Origin of the sequence: uncultured Marixanthomonas sp. (assembly GCF_963974425.1) — a bacterium.
Classification (GTDB): domain Bacteria; phylum Bacteroidota; class Bacteroidia; order Flavobacteriales; family Flavobacteriaceae; genus Marixanthomonas.
Genome location: NZ_CAXBCK010000004.1, coordinates 23,050 through 38,678, shown reverse-complemented (window position 1 = coordinate 38,678; position 15,629 = coordinate 23,050). Strand labels below are relative to the sequence as shown.

Sequence of the window (15,629 nt, the reverse complement as noted above, 5' to 3'; positions counted from 1 at the left end):
TGCCGCTAATAGTTTAGCGGCATTTTCATTTTCAAAAATTATATTAATTATTCAGAATAATAATATACTGAAGAAGCACCAGATAGCTCATTATTGATATCAGGAGAAATATTTCCTCCTTCTGAAGCATCTACAAAGGCTAACACACGTCCTCCTCCGTTTGCTCTTTCAGCAATAAATACAGTATCGGAATCTGCATCATAATCTGCAGAAACTGGGTTTCCTAAGAAAGTAGAACCGCCAGAAACTCTAATCTGATTATCGGCAACCACTAAGGTTTCCCCGTCAGCTACACCATTAAATTTACTTTGGAAATTTGAAATGATATGAAATCCACCGTCTGAATCTACAGAAGCATCTCCAATATCTGTTAAAATCATTGTTCCATCGTCAAACCCAATTCCGTGAGTTCTTACTATTCCCTCAACAGTAATTTGTTTTGTAGGAGCCACAGTTGTATTTGTTGTCACGCTTGAGAAATCACTAAATTGAGCAATATCTGAAGTTTTGTCTACCACGGCAAACAAATCATTACCAACAAATTCAATTCCCCATACTGCAAAACTAACTTCTACAGTGTTTCTAAGGGTAAATCCAGATGCTGTTTTGGTATATACAAAAAACCGTCCGTCATCTGTATTAGGATCACCATCTACATCAGCATTATCTGAAACCACAAAAATATCACCGTTTACGGCAATGTCACGCGGACTTTCCAAATCTGCACTGCTTTCAAGCACTAAATCAAGGTTTATTCCATCTTCAGTAACTGAAATATCTCCATAGGTGTTGAGTTTCAGCATACTTCTCGAAGCTTGTGTTAATTGGTCTTCATCCTCGTCGTAATAAATTCCTTCAGCGTCTGTTGAGAGCGTTAAAAACGTTTTCGTTTCAATGTTATCTGAATCACTTAAATCATACATTGTAGGGTTTCCATTTGTATTACTAGATGCATACAGTTCTGCTCTTGAATCTTCTGAAACTTCATCATCGGTTACAGAATCATCATCATCACTACACGAATAGATAAATAGGGATGAGCAGAGAATAATTGTTAAAATTTTAATCGTTTTCATAGTTTTGTTTTTAATTGTTATCTAAGGATACAATTGAAAATGGTTACTATGAAGTTTTATTATATTAGTTAACTAAAATTTAACTTTATTTGATGATTATCAGTCACTTATAAAATAAGATGAATTATTTAGTTAACAAATATTTCAACTAATTAAATGTTAATGATATTCAATATAAAACCTTAAAATTAAGAGTATTCTGGTTTTTTTCCAACTACGTTGTTGTAGTGCTTTTGCAACTCTTTGGTGTCAACAACAATGTCGTCGGTTAAATAATGGGGTTTTCCAATTAAAACACTTTTTGTTTTATAATCGAAAGCTACAGGAATAACCGGAACATTAGCTGTTCTGGCGATGTAATAAAATCCTGTTTTCCAACTTTCAACTTTTTTTCGGGTGCCTTCGGGTGATAGGGCTAGTCTAAATTCATCTTTTTCTGAAAAAATTTTAGCAATCGCTTGTACCTTATTTTGTCCAGGTGCTCGGTCTAAAGGTGCGCCGCCCATCCATTTAAAATACCACCCAAAAGGTGGTGTAAAAAGTTCTTTCTTGGCAATAAAGTTAATTTGGACTTTTAAAATTCGTCTTGTAAACACACCAATATAAAAGTCGTGCCAGCTAGTATGGGGAACAACGATTATTACCGCTTTCTTAACATGGGGATCAAATTTCCCTTTGATTTGCCACCCCATGAGGTTATAGAAAATAAAACGAGCTAGACCCATATTTCAGTTATTTTGGAGCTACTTTACATTTTTAAGTAAAGTGATTTTAATTTTTCTCTAGTCATTATAGCTTTCCAATTATCACCTAATGCGTTTTCCCACAACGGAACAAGACTTAATGCAATATCAATCATCTTATTCATTTCTTTATCAGATAAGTTGGCGCAGAGCCCTTTTGGGATTTCTATATCATGATTTTTAACCATTTCTTTAAAAAGAACAACATCTTCAGGATAAAAGTCTTCTAAGTGGTTAAAAACAATACAGTTACCTATACCGTGCTTGGTGCCTAATACATAGGAAAGACCGTAACTCATGGCATGTGCAACACCTACTTGTGAATATGCAATACTCATCCCACCGTGCCACGAAGCCATCATTAATTTAGCTCTAGCCTCTTCTTCTGTATCTACTTGCGTTATGAATATTTCCTTGCACAAATCGTACGCTTTTTCTCCATAGCTTTGGCTAAAGGCATTTAAAAACGTACCGTTTAGGGATTCTACACAATGAATAAAACAATCCATCCCCGTATAAAACCATTGGTTTTTGGGAACCCCTTCGGTTAGTTGCGGATCTAAAATTACTTGGTCAAATGGTGTGAAGTCACTGTTAATACCTAGTTTTCTAACGGGTCCTGACAAAACTGTAGTTCTTGAAACTTCGGCTCCAGTTCCTGAAATGGTAGGAACCCCAACGTGGTAAACAGCTTTGTTTTTAACTAAATCCCAACCTTGGTAATCAGCAGCACTTCCTTCATTTGTAAGCATAATGGAAACTGCTTTTGCGATGTCCATAATTGTTCCGCCACCAACGCCAATAATCCCAGAAGGTTTTTTCTTAAACTCTGAAGTAATTTCTTTAACTATTTGATCAATTTGAGCAGTTGCTGGTTCTTCTTCTGCTGAAATAAATACCAATTTGTCATTAAACCGAAGTTTTATTCTATCAGTCAATGCTTTATTGTTTTCAAATACATCATCAACCAAAAAGACAAACGGAGCATTTTCTTGTCGTTGCGGGGCTAATATTTCAGGTAATTGATCAAAACATCCGCTACCGAATACCACTTTTGGTACCATCGGGAAATTTCGGAACTTATTATTTACCGATTTTTTATCTTCTTTTTTCAATAACTTGTTTGCTTCAACTAAGTCTTCAGGAGTATCTATTTCAACTCCTTGAGTGTTTGTTACAGCCATTTTTATTCTTTTTCCGTATTCTAAATATCGTATACATTCAATTTTTTCAACCGCTTCCAACGATCGCATAGGTAAATGATAAAAATCCATCAATGCTTCTTTTCTGAAAGCATATATTCCTTTGTGTTTATAATACTTTACATCGGCATTTTTATCTCTCGGGTATGGTATGGGAGATCTTGAAAAGTATAGGGCGAAATCATCTTTATCGGTAATTACCTTTACACAGTTGGGATCGCTTATTTCTTTCCAATCATCTATTTCGGTCATTAATGAGGCCAAATCTATCGAATCAGCATCTTCACCTTTAAAAACTTCTAACACTTGCTGCAGTCCTTTTTTACTGGTAAAAGGCTCATCACCTTGTACATTTACAACAATGTCTACATCCATGTTTTCAACTGCTTCGGCAATCCGATCACTCCCACTTTCGTGAGTTTTTTTACTCATAATGGCTTTACCGCCATTACTTCCAATTTCTTTATAAATAACATCGCTATCGGTCACTACATATACTTCATCGAAAAGATTGGTTTGTTTTGCAGCTTCGTAGGTACGTATAATTACAGTTTTTCCACCTAGGTCTTGCATCAATTTTCCGGGAAATCGAGAGGCGCCGTAACGCGCAGGAATCATGGCTATTATTTTCAAGGGAATCGTTTTAAAGTGAATTCAAAAATAAGAAGATTAAGTTTTGGACAAGCGCTTTTTCCGAAGCTTTTTATAAAACCTAAAAATTATAAAAAATAGAACAAGGACTAAAATAAAGGCAATAATAGGTACAAAGATGGAAAGTATGGACATTAGCGTTGAAATACCCGTTTCCACTGTTGTTAATATCGGGTTTGCAAATCCTGCTGTAGTTGTACTAGAAGTAAGCCTTGCTGCCGAGGCATTTCCTTTTATAGCAGCTGCAGTACCACCACCGGCTATAATTGCCAAGGCCCAAGTTATAACAGGATCTAAGTTAGTAATTGTAGCAACCATAACAGCGGTCCCAGCTAAGGTGGCCAGTGGCAAAGCAATGGTATCAAGTAAATTATCGAACCACGGAATATAGTATCCGAAAATTTCAATTAAAGTGGCAACTCCTAAAGTTATGACCGCGGTAATACTGCCAATCCACTGCCAACTTTCGTTTAGTGAAATTACATCGTAATATCCAGCTAAACTCAAAATTAGCAAGGGTAAGAATACCCGGAAACCAACGGCCGCGGCAAGACCTATGCCTAAAAAAATACTTATTAAAACTTCAAATGTTTCCATACTTTAGTTGGTTCAAAAACCTACAGAATTTTAAAAACCTTGCGGTAACCACTACTAATCTACAAAAAATTCATCCTTAAAGCCTATTAAGTATAATTTTTCTGTTGCACGGGTAATGGCGGTATAAAGCCACCTTAAGTAATCTTTATCAATACCGTTTGGCAAATAGGGTTGTTCTACAAAAACAGTGTTCCACTGCCCACCCTGAGATTTATGACAAGTAATGGCGTATGAAAACTTTACCTGTAAGGCATTAAAATATTTGTTATTTTTTACAGCTAAGAATTTTTTATACTTAGATTTTTCTGAAGCATAGTCCTTCATTACTTCTTGGTATAGTTTGTTGGAGTCTTCATAAGACAGAGATGGTGTTTCTGAAGTAAGCGTGTCTAACAATAAAACGGTTTCCAGTGGTTTCATTTTAGGGTAATCAACCATATTTACTAGTACTTCAGCAAATCGGAAGCCGTACAAATCTTTAAACCCAAAAATTTCCAATACTTCAATAATGTCTCCATTAGCAATAAAACCAGCTTCACTTTCCGGTTTTACCCAATGATAATTATTTTTTACTACCATTAAATAATCACCAGCGGCTAATTCAGATTCTTGAAAAAGGATTCGGTTCCTAATATTTTGATTGTACAGGTTAGCTCGTTTATTGGAACGTACTATAATTACTGTATCTTCATTGCCCAACGAACTATAACTATCGCTTATGGCATCCATTAACTCCTGTCCGTCCATTGGCCTTATTACTTCAGGATATGGAGTTTCAGTAAATTTAAAATCTTTAAAAAAGCCATCATCCAATCGCTCACGCAGGGTTGTAGCATTCATTAAAATACCACTGTCTTTTTGTTGGCGAACTACTTCGTTCAACTCTAATTCAACAACTTCCTTATTGTATTGGTTTTGTAAGGTATGTTTATCCAAAGCAGGACTCAAGGTGAGTTTTACTGGCGGTAATTGAGCTGTATCCCCTATTAATAGAAGCTTACAGTTATGGCCACTATAAACATATTGCATTAAATCGTCCAACAATGAGCCATTTTCAAATAATTTTGAATCTTGGTTTATATCAGGAATCATAGAAGCTTCATCTACAATGAAAATAACATTTCGACTCTTATTGGGTTGTAACCTAAAGGATACACCTCCACCCTTTTCAGATTTAGGAAAGTATATCTTTTTATGAATGGTGAATGCTTCTTTCTGTGAATAATTACTAATCACTTTTGCTGCACGTCCTGTTGGAGCCAATAAAACAGAAGATTTTTTTAATTTCCATAGGTTTTTAACCAATGTCCCCACAATCGTAGTTTTTCCGGTACCTGCATAACCTTTTAGTAAAAAAACCTCATTGTCGTTTGTTTCTACTGAAAATTTAGCCAATAATTGTAGTGCAATATCTTGGTTTGTAGTAGTTTTATGAGGAAAATCGTGCTTTAAAAGCGAATAAAATCTTGATGTATCCATATAGTATTGCAAACATAATGGTTTTGCACTTAGTGATGATTTTTTTAGATTATAGTTTTACGAACAAAAAAAAATTGTAGATTTGCGAGAGACCTATACATAATTTTAAACGTTAACAAAACTATCGTACAATGAGACTTGTAATACAGATAATTCTTTGGATTGTTATTATCTTCCTAGGATACCAGCTTTATAGCTCCATCAGTGGGCCATATGAATTTAATAAAGAAAAAGAAGTTCGCTATCAAAAAGTTATTAATAACTTAAAAGATATAAGAGATGCAGAATTAGCTCACCAAGAAATTGCAGGTAATTTTACAGGAAGTTTTGATAGTTTAGTACGTTTTATAGATACTGCGCAATTTGCAATTACACAAAGACGTGACTCAGTTTATGCAGATGTTGAGAAAAATAAAGCATACGGTATTGATGAAGGATATTTTATTACAGAATCACTAATAGATACACTTAGCTTTACTCCTGTAAAGGATTCTTTATACGGTTCAGATCGTTACAAAACGATGATGAATGTTCCAATTGAAGGAGTTGATGCAAAATTTAAACTTCAAGCTGGAAGCATTATGAAGAATGGATCTAAGTATTCAGTTTTTGAAGCAACTGTTTCAAAAGATATAGTATTACAAGGAATGGATGAAGAGTTGGTTTATCAAGAAAAGCAAGCAAATACCGTAGAAGGAGTTCGAGGTGATAAAGTACAAGTTGGATCTATGGAAGAAATAACAACTAATGGTAACTGGGGAAAATCATATGACTCAGCCGATAACCAATAACAATACCTTACATATCAATAAAAGTCTGTCCGTTCAAATTTCTTTGACCGGACTTTCTTTTTTAGTCACAACGAGTGACAATAAGGAGGTTTTGTATTTTCTAGAAGAAAAATATGAGAGCTCCGCTACTCCAGAAGAATTACTTACTACAATTGAGAGCACTATAAATAGCAATGAAGCGCTACAGCATAGCTTTAATCAAGTAACGTTACTCTATGCCACAAACTTATATGCTCTTGTCCCTTATCCGCTATTTGATGAAGCGAAAGCAAGCGAATATTTAAAATTCAATTCAAAAATACTTGCCAACGATTTCATTTCACACGATACATTGAAAAATCAAGACATCGTTATTGTATATGTTCCTTACATTAATATAAATAATTACTTTTTTGAGAAATATGGCTCGTTTCAATATTTTCATGCTACGTCAATATTAATACCAACCATACTTAAAGCAGAAAAATTTCTAAAAGAGCCGAAAGTATATATAAATATCCAATCAGAAAGTTTTGACTGTATTGTAGTTAAAGAAGGTAATTTAAAGCTTTGCAACACCTTTTCATACAGAACACCCGAAGACTTTATATATTATTTATTATTCTGTATGGAGCAACTTAAACTCAACCCTGAACGTACTGAAGTTGTTTTAATGGGTGCTATTGAAAAGGAAAGCGATATTTTTGAAATACTCTATACGTATGTAAGAAATGTATCTTTTGCTTCAGATAATTTTTCTAAGGTATCTTTTTCTGAAAAAACAAATCAACATCAACACTTTGTTTTAAAAAACAGTTTATAATGCGCATAATTTCTGGAACACATAAAGGAAGACGATTAATTGCTCCAAAAACACTTCCCGTAAGGCCTACTACCGATTTTGCCAAGGAAGCGCTCTTCAATATACTGAGAAACTCCATTTACTTTAATGAAATTAGTTTATTAGATTTATTTGCCGGTACCGGAAACATTAGCTACGAATTTGCTTCCCGCGGTACTGAAAATATTACAGCTGTAGATGCACATTTCGGCTGTGTAAAATACATTAAGAAAACAGCTGAAGAATTAGAGTTTCCAATTGAAACCATAAAATCTGATGTAATAAAATACCTCTCGGCTGTATCATCGAAGTTTGATGTTATTTTTGCCGACCCACCCTATAAGTTTGAAACTCAACAGTTCGAAGATATTATAGGGAAAATCTTTGAAAACGACTTGATAAATACAAACGGATTGGTTATTATTGAGCATTCAAAAGACACTGATCTCTCACACTTACCCCAGTTTAAAGAGCTTCGTAGGTATGGTGGATCTGTATTTAGTTTTTTTCAGTAATAAAATATATGTTATCCCCTGAACCTATTTTAGTAGAGTTAGAATTCGGTACTCTTGAAATACACGAAAATTGCGTTATTTCTACCATTAAAGAAGGTATTCTTTTTGATAAAGAAGAACGTAAAAAAATGTATCGTATTTTTGAAAAATATTTTGAAGGAAAACCCTTTATCTATATTTCAAACCGAAAAAACGATTACACTGTTAACCCAACAAGTTACTTACAAGATGACCATTTTAGCAATCACTTAGTAGGGATGGCTGTGTTGTGTTACTCTAAGTCTTCTTTCGATAATGCACTATTTGAAAAACAGTTTTACAAACGTGCCTTTAATGTTTTTTATACTGTTGAAGCGTGTAAACTTTGGGCAAACGAAATATTAGTTTCTGAAAACTAATATTTAGTAAGGTTCAATTTCCACATTTATCATTAAAAAAATATAAAAGCAGGCCTGTAAGCCGGATTCTGTATTCCGAAGTATTTCGAAATCCTTATCATTTATCTGGACATATTGTTGCCAATATGCTCTATCTGCCTACCCTCCTGCATCGGGTGGGAACCCTTAAGCACAGGTTTACGTGGCATTTCACCGCATAGAGTTTACCTGGTTTCACTACAGCATTACCTGTACATTCTTTCTGTTGCACTTGTCCGCCTCCAAAAAATGGAGTGACGGCTGTTAGCCGCTATGCTTCCCTATGGTGTCCGGACTTTCCTTTCTAATAAATTAGAACGATAAGGCGGCCTGCGGTGCAAAAGTAAACCAATGTTAATAAATACAGTAAAAATGAAACATCTAATTTTTTAAAATGATACCAGACATAGTTATATTTGTTAGCAACTATGGAACACTTTATTGTATCTGCCCGAAAATACCGCCCCACACAGTTTAAAGATGTGGTTGGGCAACAAGCTATTACCAATACATTAAATAATGCCATAGAAAATGATCATTTAGCACAAGCGCTTCTATTTACAGGACCTCGAGGCGTTGGAAAAACCACCTGTGCTCGTATTTTAGCAAAAAAAATAAATCAAGACGGTACCCAACAGGAAGACGAAGATTTTGCCTTTAATATATTTGAATTAGATGCTGCTTCAAATAACTCAGTAGATGATATTCGTAATTTGATAGATCAAGTACGGATACCACCGCAAGTAGGTAGCTATAAAGTCTATATTATTGACGAGGTACATATGCTTTCTTCTGCAGCTTTTAATGCTTTTTTAAAAACGTTGGAAGAACCGCCCAAACACGCCATTTTTATATTGGCAACTACCGAAAAGCATAAAATAATCCCTACCATACTCTCACGTTGTCAAATTTTTGATTTCAGAAGAATAACGGTACGTGATATTAAAGGACATCTTGCTGAAGTAGCCAAACAAGAAGGAATCGATGCAGAAGACGATGCGCTACATGTAATTGCTCAAAAAGCAGATGGCGCCTTGCGAGATGCACTGTCTATTTTTGATCGAGTAGTTAGCTTTTCAGGAAAAGAATTAACGCGTCAAGCCGTTACTGAAAACTTAAACGTTCTTGATTACACTTACTACTTTCAAATAACAGATTTGTTGTTGGACAACAATATACCAGAGGTTTTACTTGCTTATAATAACATACTAGCAAAAGGGTTTGATGGCCACCATTTCATTATGGGTCTTGCCTCCCACTTCCGTGATTTATTGGTTTGTAAGAGTCAAGAAACTATTGAACTTCTTGAGGTTGGAGAGCAAGTAAAAGCTATGTATTTTGAGCAATCACAAAAAACAACTCATACTTTTTTAATTGAAGCCATTGAGATAGCGAATGGGTGTGATTTACAATACAAAACGAGTCGTAACCAACGTCTTTTAATTGAGTTATGCTTAATGCAACTAGCGTCTCTTACCGCTACCGGTGAAAAAAAAAAGCATAGCGGCAACGGAACCGCTTCAAAAAAGCGATACGTAATCCCTCCTTCTCATTTTAAAAGTACTGTAAAAGAGACAACTAAATCTTCTTCAGCCGAAATAGTAACTCCAGAACCTAAGGTTGAAAATGAAACAGAAATGAAGTCTTCAAAAGAGGGAGTTTCTGCTTCACTTAAAGATGGAGAACCGAAAAAAGAAGAGCAAGAACCGACTTCAACAGTTGCTGAACCTACTTTAGATCCTAAACCTAAAGAGCATCAACCTAAAGAAGATGAAAATATCAGTGATGATTCAGGTAGTAAAATAGCTGATAAACGCTCTCAAATTATAACTGAGCACGGAAACAAGAAAGTTTCTGCCTTATCGCTGAAGAGCATTCGTAAAAAGCAAGAACTTAAAAAAGAGCAATTAGCTAACCAACCAGACGAAGAAAACCTGCCAACCAACCCTTTCACGGAAGACGAAATGCGCACCGCTTGGACGCAATATGCAAAAAAAGTAGAAACCGATGGCAAGTATAATCTGCTTTCACACCTTACCATGGGCATCCCGAAATTAGATGGTAATATTATTCACTTAGAATTTCCGAATGACACAATAAAGGTGGAAGTAGAACGTGCTAAATACGACTTATTAGGGTTTTTAAGAGATAAACTTCAAAACTACGATATTGACCTTGATATCCTAGTGAATGAAACGGTACAAAAGAAATATGCGTATACCACCCGCGAAAAATTTGATAAACTCACTCAAAAGAATCCTGCTCTTGAGAAATTACGACGTGAGTTTGATTTGGATATATAATATCGTTCCTTACTTAATATGTATTTTTACAATTCAAAAATAACACTTTATATATGCTAGGCTTACAACTTCCAACCGATCCTCGATGGGTAAATATTGTTGAAAAAAACGTTGAAGAAATCTTGACCGATCACGCTTTTTGTGAACAGAAAGCTGCTTCTACAGCTATTTCTTTTATCGTTACCTATCCTGAATATACAGAGTTGGTGCAAGAAATGACCGCTTTAGTTAAAGAAGAAATCAGTCATTTTAAAATGGTACACGACCGGATTATAGAACGTGGTTGGACCTTAGGTCGTGACCGAAAAGACCTTTACGTTAATAAATTGATGCAGTTTTTCCCAAAAGGAGGAAGCCGAATCACTAATCTGGTTCATCGATTACTTTATGCAGCGTTGATTGAAGCCAGAAGTTGTGAAAGATTCCGTTTACTAAGTGAAGAATTGGAAGACAAAGAATTAGCTTTATTTTATAAAAATTTAATGGTAAGCGAAGCCAATCACTACACCATGTTTTTGGGTTTTGCCCGTAAGTATGGTGATCGTCAAGAAGTAGACAAAAAGTGGAAAGCATTATTGGATCACGAAGCTGAAATAATGAAAGACTTGAGCAAAAGTGAAACTATACACGGATAAGGTTTTAAGCCTTTAATAATCAAACTTATCAAAAGAGAAACCCACACTGTTCCACCGTTGGATACTCCTACCCGACTTTCAGATTATGTGGGTGGTGTTTTTAAAACGATTTCGTCTCGAAAAGGAATGAAAAAGGCGATTGACAAAGGTTTGGTTTCAGTAAATGGAACTGTCGCCGGCACAGGAAAGTTTTTAAGCGGTGGGGAAAAAATCATTCTTTCTTCTGAAAAAAATAAAAGTGATAATCCAATTTTAAAACTACAATTAGAAGTTTGTTTTGAAAACAATCATCTGGCCATTATTTACAAACCTCCAGGGATTTTAGTGAGCGGCAATAAAAAGAAAACCATTGCCAACGCATTAGCGTATAACTTAACTAAAAGTAGCGCTACTGATGCACTTACAAGTCCGAAACCTGTTCATCGACTAGATTTTCCAACAAGTGGTTTATTATTGATTGCTAAAACACATACGTCCGTAATCGCACTGAATAATCTTTTTGAAGAACGGAACGTAAAAAAAACATATCACGCTGTTACGTATGGTGAAATGCCTCTAAAAGGAATAATTACAACCAATGTAGATGAAAAAGATGCCTTCACTGAATATAAAGTACTTAAAACAGAACCATCAGAGCGATTTAGTTGTTTAAATTTGGTTGAATTGTTTCCCAAAACTGGACGGAAACATCAATTGCGTGTTCACCTATCAAGTATTGGGACACCTATTTTAGGTGATAAAAACTACCATAAAGAAGGGTTGTTGTTAAAAGGAAAAGGTTTATTTCTACATGCTTCATCGCTAGAATTTACAGATCCAATTACAAGTAAAATTATTTCAGTAACGAAAGACCTCCCGAAGAAATTCAGAAAAATATTTCCTGAAAATTAATTGTTCACTTCTAGTTCAGCAGCCAATTTTTCGTTGTGAAGACTTTTTATAATCCCATCAGAGAGTCCTATTTTAGGAACATAAACGTTTTTAGCGCCGCTCCATTTCATCGCAGATAAATAAATTCGAGTTGCAGGCACAACCACATCGGCTCTATCGGGGTTCATATTTAGTTCGGTAATACGTTCATCGTAGCTAAGCGATTTTATCATATCGTAATAGGAACCTAAATAAAAGTAACTAAGGGGCTTTCCTATCTTTTTCCCACTGTTTTTATAAATGTGGTTAATATTTCCACCAGAACCAATTAAAGATACTTTTTTATAGGGTTTGGTCACAGCCTTTATCCATTCTTCTACATCTTGCCAAATGTTCTCCCTAATCATGTTATTGATAATTCGTACCGTCCCCAATTTAAAGGACTTAGAATCAACTGTGTGTCCGTCACTAAATAGCGTAAATTCAGTGCTTCCGCCACCTACATCCACATATAAAAACGTTTTTTCAGTTTGTATTAATTCTTTTAAATCGGTTGTAGCGATGATTGCGGCTTCATCATTACCATCAATTATATTAATATTAATTCCTGTTTCTTTTTTTAGTCTTTTAGCGACCTCGCTACCATTTTTAGCCTCACGCATTGCGGAAGTTGCACAGGCTCTAAAGCGAGTAACCTCGTGGTTTTTCATTAATAAATCAAATGCTTTCATGGCATCAAGCATTCGTAATTGATTTTTTTCTGAAATTTCACCTTCCAAGAAAACATCGGCGCCTAAACGAATAGGAACGCGAACCAAAGAACGTTTTTTGAAAATAGGGTCTTTCCCCTTTTGTTCAATAACCAAAGCGATTAATAATCTAATTGCATTAGAACCAATGTCTATTGCAGCATATTTTTTTATTGTAAGCAAATTAAGTGTTTAATTTTTGTTGGTAATATTCGTATAATTTAAATTGTGAGCGGAATGGTTCCTCCTCATTTTTACGGTACTTATTTAAAGCCTTTCCTGATATAATTCGAGCTTTCACATTGTCTTTCCAAGAAATTTCAAACGTATCGATCAATTCTTGTTTAATGTCTTCGTCATAAATAGGACACGAAATTTCAACTCGGTTGTCTAAATTACGCCCCATAAAATCTGCTGATGAAATATAAATTTTGGTATCTCCGCCATTTTCAAAAATAAACAATCTAGGATGTTCTAAAAACTTATCCACCACGCTTATAACTTCAATGTTTTCACTCATTCCTTTTACACCGGGCATTAAGCAGCAAATTCCTCTAATTATTAGTTTTATTTTTACTCCTGCCCTGCTCGCTTGATACAATTTATCTATCATTTTAAAATCTGACAAACTGTTCATTTTTAAACGAATACCGCTAGGTTTTCCTTCCTTGTGATTTTTTATTTCTGTATCAATTAATTGATACATTGCATTACGCGTGTAATGTGGTGATACGATAAGGTGACTGTATTTTTTAATCTTATAGTTTACTTCAAAAAAATCGAATACTTTATTAATTTCTTTACCGATTTTCTGGTTGGAAGTAAACAAGGTGTAATCTGTGTATATACGGGCGGTAGACTCATTAAAATTACCCGTACTTATAAAAGCATAGCGCTTAATCTTTTCATTTTCCAATCTTTCAATCACACAAGCTTTGCAATGTACTTTTAAGCCAGAAACACCAAAAATAAGCCGTACGCCTTCGCTTTGCATTTGCTCTGCATATTCAATATTTGCTTCTTCATCAAAGCGAGCTTGTAATTCTATTTGTACCGTTACATTTTTACCATTTTTTACAGCGTTTATTAAGGAACTAGCAATATGCGATATCTGTGCAAGGCGATAGATGGTAATGCGAATTGATTTCACTTTAGGGTCTAATGCTGCTTCCCGTAAAAACTTTACCACATATGAGAAGCTTTGGTAGGGAGCGTACAACAAATAGTCCTTATCAGCGATTTTGTCGAACAAGCTTCCTTGCATACTTAACCCTTTTATGGGTAACGGCTCAATCTTCTTATATAATAAATCGTTCCTACCCAAACTAGGAAACTTCATGTAATCTCGGCGATTGTGGTACCTTCCCCCTGGAATAATACTATCGGTAGTATCAATGCCCATTTTCTGTAACAAAAATTGAAGTGTTTCAGCATCAATACTTTTATCATACACAAACCGAACCGGATCACCACTACTTCGATTTTTTACACTTTTTGAAATCTTTTCAATAAAACTTCGGCTTAAATCACTATCGATGTCCAATTCGGCATCTCTCGTAATTTTAATCATGTGCGCCGAAATGCTTTCATATTTAAAAATACTGAAGATGTTATTTAAGCAATACCGTATTAAATCATCAAGAATTATGATGTATTGTTTGTCTCCTTTTGAAGGCAAAACAATAAACCTATCTATTACTTTAGGAATTTCTATTAATGCAAAATTACTTCGAGACTGGAACGTTTCATCATCTTTCTTCATCACCATTCGTACGGCTAAATAAGCAGCACTATCTTTTAAAGAAGGGAATTCTTCTAATTCACCAATCATAATAGTTACTAAGGCCGGACTTACTTTTCGAATAAAATAATCTAAAATAAACTCACTTTGGGCTTTAGTTACTTCGGTTTCATTTATAATATATATGTTTTCTTTATGAAGCTCTTTTCTTATTTTTTGAAGTATACGTAAGCTTTGAGATTGTTGTTCTATTACAATTTGTGTAATTTCTTCTAATAAATCTGATGCTGAAATTCCTCCTAAAAAGCTTCTTCCACCTTTACCTGCTTCCACAATACGACGAACGGTAGCGTAGCGAACCTTAAAAAATTCATCTAAATTATTTGAAAAAATTCCTAAAAAACGAAGCCGTTCAATTAAAGGCACCGAATGGTCTTCCGCTTCTTGTAAAACACGGGCATTGAACTGTAACCAGCTAAGTTCGCGGTTACGGTATTCGTTTTTGGTAGTATTTAAATTCTCTATTTTTTCGGTCATTATTTTAAATGTCTAGGAAAAACCATTTTTTTGGTAGTGCCTGTAGAAACGTCTTTCCAGTCATCTTCATCAAACTCAATCATTACAAAACCACTGGTGGGCAAGTTTTCAATTTTCTCACTGCCCATCATATTTACAGTTGAAGTAAATGCGTGATTATGACCAACAATCATTACCTTATCTAACGAATTGTCTAAAGTTTTAATTACTTGCATTACTTGTTGACCGCTAAAATCATATAAATCATGTGTCAATTCGTAATTATCATCACTAATATCTAAAGCAGTTTTAAAATATTCTGCCGTAGTTCGTGCTCGATTAGCATCGCTTGTCACTATTTTTTGAGGCGACTCTATTTCACCTTTAATTTTTTCTGAAACTAATGTTGCATCATTATGCCCCCGTTTTTTTAAAGGGCGCATATGATCATCTACTTCATATTTCCAAGAAGATTTTGCGTGTCTTACCAAATAGAGTGTTTTCATTATTTTGAAATTTTAAACG

General features: G+C 34.8%; 15 protein-coding genes, 1 other RNA gene and 1 pseudogene. 7 read left to right on the top strand and 10 right to left on the bottom strand.

Annotation, left to right across the window (positions count from 1 at the left end; all coding sequences use genetic code 11):
• Window positions 1-47: 47 nt before the first annotated feature.
• The 6 genes and pseudogenes from AACZ92_RS01765 to AACZ92_RS01740 form a co-directional block, all read right to left on the bottom strand.
• The gene (locus tag AACZ92_RS01765; protein ID WP_339696340.1) at window positions 48-1,076 is read right to left on the bottom strand and encodes a hypothetical protein; all 1,029 of its coding nucleotides are present in this window, start codon (window positions 1,074-1,076) and stop codon (window positions 48-50) included.
• Between the two features lie 188 nt (window positions 1,077-1,264).
• Entirely contained in the window at window positions 1,265-1,801 is a 537-nt protein-coding gene (locus tag AACZ92_RS01760; RefSeq protein WP_339696337.1) for a 1-acyl-sn-glycerol-3-phosphate acyltransferase, read from the bottom strand.
• Window positions 1,802-1,824: 23 nt separating this feature from the next.
• The gene (locus AACZ92_RS01755) at window positions 1,825-2,883 is read right to left on the bottom strand and encodes an iron-containing alcohol dehydrogenase family protein (RefSeq protein WP_339696476.1); all 1,059 of its coding nucleotides are present in this window, start codon (window positions 2,881-2,883) and stop codon (window positions 1,825-1,827) included.
• 45 nt (window positions 2,884-2,928) lie between these two features.
• Window positions 2,929-3,639, bottom strand: a pseudogene (gene kdsB / locus AACZ92_RS01750) (3-deoxy-manno-octulosonate cytidylyltransferase); the annotation flags it as partial.
• 51 nt (window positions 3,640-3,690) lie between these two features.
• Window positions 3,691-4,269, bottom strand: coding sequence for a DUF4126 domain-containing protein (locus AACZ92_RS01745; RefSeq protein WP_339696334.1), 579 nt, complete (start codon window positions 4,267-4,269; stop codon window positions 3,691-3,693).
• Between the two features lie 54 nt (window positions 4,270-4,323).
• Window positions 4,324-5,748: an AAA family ATPase gene (locus tag AACZ92_RS01740; RefSeq protein WP_339696331.1), complete on the bottom strand. Its 1,425-nt coding sequence runs from the start codon at window positions 5,746-5,748 to the stop codon at window positions 4,324-4,326.
• A gap of 131 nt (window positions 5,749-5,879) precedes the next feature.
• On the opposite strand from AACZ92_RS01740, the gene AACZ92_RS01735 reads away from it, so the two are divergent.
• Genes AACZ92_RS01735 through AACZ92_RS01720 form a run of 4 tightly spaced genes read left to right on the top strand, consistent with a single transcriptional unit; the run spans window position 5,880 to window position 8,272 of the window.
• The gene (locus tag AACZ92_RS01735) at window positions 5,880-6,539 is read left to right on the top strand and encodes a hypothetical protein (protein ID WP_339696328.1); all 660 of its coding nucleotides are present in this window, start codon (window positions 5,880-5,882) and stop codon (window positions 6,537-6,539) included.
• Window positions 6,517-7,341, top strand: coding sequence for a DUF3822 family protein (locus AACZ92_RS01730; RefSeq protein WP_339696325.1), 825 nt, complete (start codon window positions 6,517-6,519; stop codon window positions 7,339-7,341). Before AACZ92_RS01735 ends, AACZ92_RS01730 begins: the two co-directional genes overlap by 23 nt.
• Complete coding sequence (locus AACZ92_RS01725; protein ID WP_339696322.1) at window positions 7,341-7,874, top strand: RsmD family RNA methyltransferase; 534 nt, start codon at window positions 7,341-7,343, stop codon at window positions 7,872-7,874. Before AACZ92_RS01730 ends, AACZ92_RS01725 begins: the two co-directional genes overlap by 1 nt.
• Before the next feature lie 8 nt (window positions 7,875-7,882).
• Window positions 7,883-8,272 carry a hypothetical protein gene (locus AACZ92_RS01720; protein WP_339696318.1) on the top strand — a complete coding sequence of 130 codons (390 nt, stop codon included), beginning with the start codon at window positions 7,883-7,885 and terminating at the stop codon, window positions 8,270-8,272.
• A 41-nt stretch (window positions 8,273-8,313) separates the two neighbouring features.
• Here the strand turns inward: AACZ92_RS01720 and rnpB are convergent.
• Window positions 8,314-8,627, bottom strand: an RNA gene (rnpB, locus tag AACZ92_RS01715) — RNase P RNA component class A.
• Between the two features lie 91 nt (window positions 8,628-8,718).
• Here rnpB and AACZ92_RS01710 point away from each other — a divergent pair.
• From AACZ92_RS01710 to AACZ92_RS01700, 3 genes are read left to right on the top strand one after another with little or no spacing between them, the layout of a single operon-like run.
• Complete coding sequence (locus tag AACZ92_RS01710) at window positions 8,719-10,593, top strand: DNA polymerase III subunit gamma/tau (protein WP_339696316.1); 1,875 nt, start codon at window positions 8,719-8,721, stop codon at window positions 10,591-10,593.
• 53 nt (window positions 10,594-10,646) lie between these two features.
• Entirely contained in the window at window positions 10,647-11,228 is a 582-nt protein-coding gene (locus AACZ92_RS01705) for a tRNA-(ms[2]io[6]A)-hydroxylase (RefSeq protein WP_339696313.1), read from the top strand.
• Window positions 11,229-11,285: 57 nt separating this feature from the next.
• Complete coding sequence (locus AACZ92_RS01700) at window positions 11,286-12,119, top strand: RluA family pseudouridine synthase (RefSeq protein WP_339696310.1); 834 nt, start codon at window positions 11,286-11,288, stop codon at window positions 12,117-12,119.
• On the opposite strand, the gene AACZ92_RS01695 is transcribed toward AACZ92_RS01700, so the two are convergent.
• Genes AACZ92_RS01695 through AACZ92_RS01685 form a run of 3 tightly spaced genes read right to left on the bottom strand, consistent with a single transcriptional unit; the run spans window position 12,116 to window position 15,610 of the window.
• A complete protein-coding gene (locus tag AACZ92_RS01695; RefSeq protein ID WP_339696307.1) occupies window positions 12,116-13,030 on the bottom strand; it encodes an exopolyphosphatase in 915 nt (304 codons plus the stop codon). The two genes, AACZ92_RS01700 and AACZ92_RS01695, sit on opposite strands and share 4 nt — an antisense overlap.
• Window position 13,031: 1 nt before the next feature.
• Entirely contained in the window at window positions 13,032-15,125 is a 2,094-nt protein-coding gene (gene ppk1 / locus AACZ92_RS01690) for a polyphosphate kinase 1 (RefSeq protein ID WP_339696304.1), read from the bottom strand.
• On the bottom strand, window positions 15,125-15,610 hold the full coding sequence (locus AACZ92_RS01685) for a histidine phosphatase family protein (protein WP_339696301.1): 486 nt from the start codon (window positions 15,608-15,610) through the stop codon (window positions 15,125-15,127). The genes ppk1 and AACZ92_RS01685 overlap by 1 nt, the downstream gene beginning before the upstream one ends.
• Window positions 15,611-15,629: the final 19 nt, after the last annotated feature.

What these genes read in the sequence shown, in the direction of transcription:
- AACZ92_RS01765 (WP_339696340.1), bottom strand. Translation starts at nt 1,076, where the DNA reads ATGAAAACGATTAAAATTTTAACAATTATTCTCTGCTCATCCCTATTT.
- AACZ92_RS01760 (WP_339696337.1), bottom strand. Translation starts at nt 1,801, where the DNA reads ATGGGTCTAGCTCGTTTTATTTTCTATAACCTCATGGGGTGGCAAATC.
- AACZ92_RS01755 (WP_339696476.1), bottom strand. Translation starts at nt 2,883, where the DNA reads ATGGTACCAAAAGTGGTATTCGGTAGCGGATGTTTTGATCAATTACCT.
- AACZ92_RS01745 (WP_339696334.1), bottom strand. Translation starts at nt 4,269, where the DNA reads ATGGAAACATTTGAAGTTTTAATAAGTATTTTTTTAGGCATAGGTCTT.
- AACZ92_RS01740 (WP_339696331.1), bottom strand. Translation starts at nt 5,748, where the DNA reads ATGGATACATCAAGATTTTATTCGCTTTTAAAGCACGATTTTCCTCAT.
- AACZ92_RS01735 (WP_339696328.1), top strand. Translation starts at nt 5,880, where the DNA reads ATGAGACTTGTAATACAGATAATTCTTTGGATTGTTATTATCTTCCTA.
- AACZ92_RS01730 (WP_339696325.1), top strand. Translation starts at nt 6,517, where the DNA reads ATGACTCAGCCGATAACCAATAACAATACCTTACATATCAATAAAAGT.
- AACZ92_RS01725 (WP_339696322.1), top strand. Translation starts at nt 7,341, where the DNA reads ATGCGCATAATTTCTGGAACACATAAAGGAAGACGATTAATTGCTCCA.
- AACZ92_RS01720 (WP_339696318.1), top strand. Translation starts at nt 7,883, where the DNA reads ATGTTATCCCCTGAACCTATTTTAGTAGAGTTAGAATTCGGTACTCTT.
- AACZ92_RS01710 (WP_339696316.1), top strand. Translation starts at nt 8,719, where the DNA reads ATGGAACACTTTATTGTATCTGCCCGAAAATACCGCCCCACACAGTTT.
- AACZ92_RS01705 (WP_339696313.1), top strand. Translation starts at nt 10,647, where the DNA reads ATGCTAGGCTTACAACTTCCAACCGATCCTCGATGGGTAAATATTGTT.
- ppk1 (WP_339696304.1), bottom strand. Translation starts at nt 15,125, where the DNA reads ATGACCGAAAAAATAGAGAATTTAAATACTACCAAAAACGAATACCGT.
- AACZ92_RS01685 (WP_339696301.1), bottom strand. Translation starts at nt 15,610, where the DNA reads ATGAAAACACTCTATTTGGTAAGACACGCAAAATCTTCTTGGAAATAT.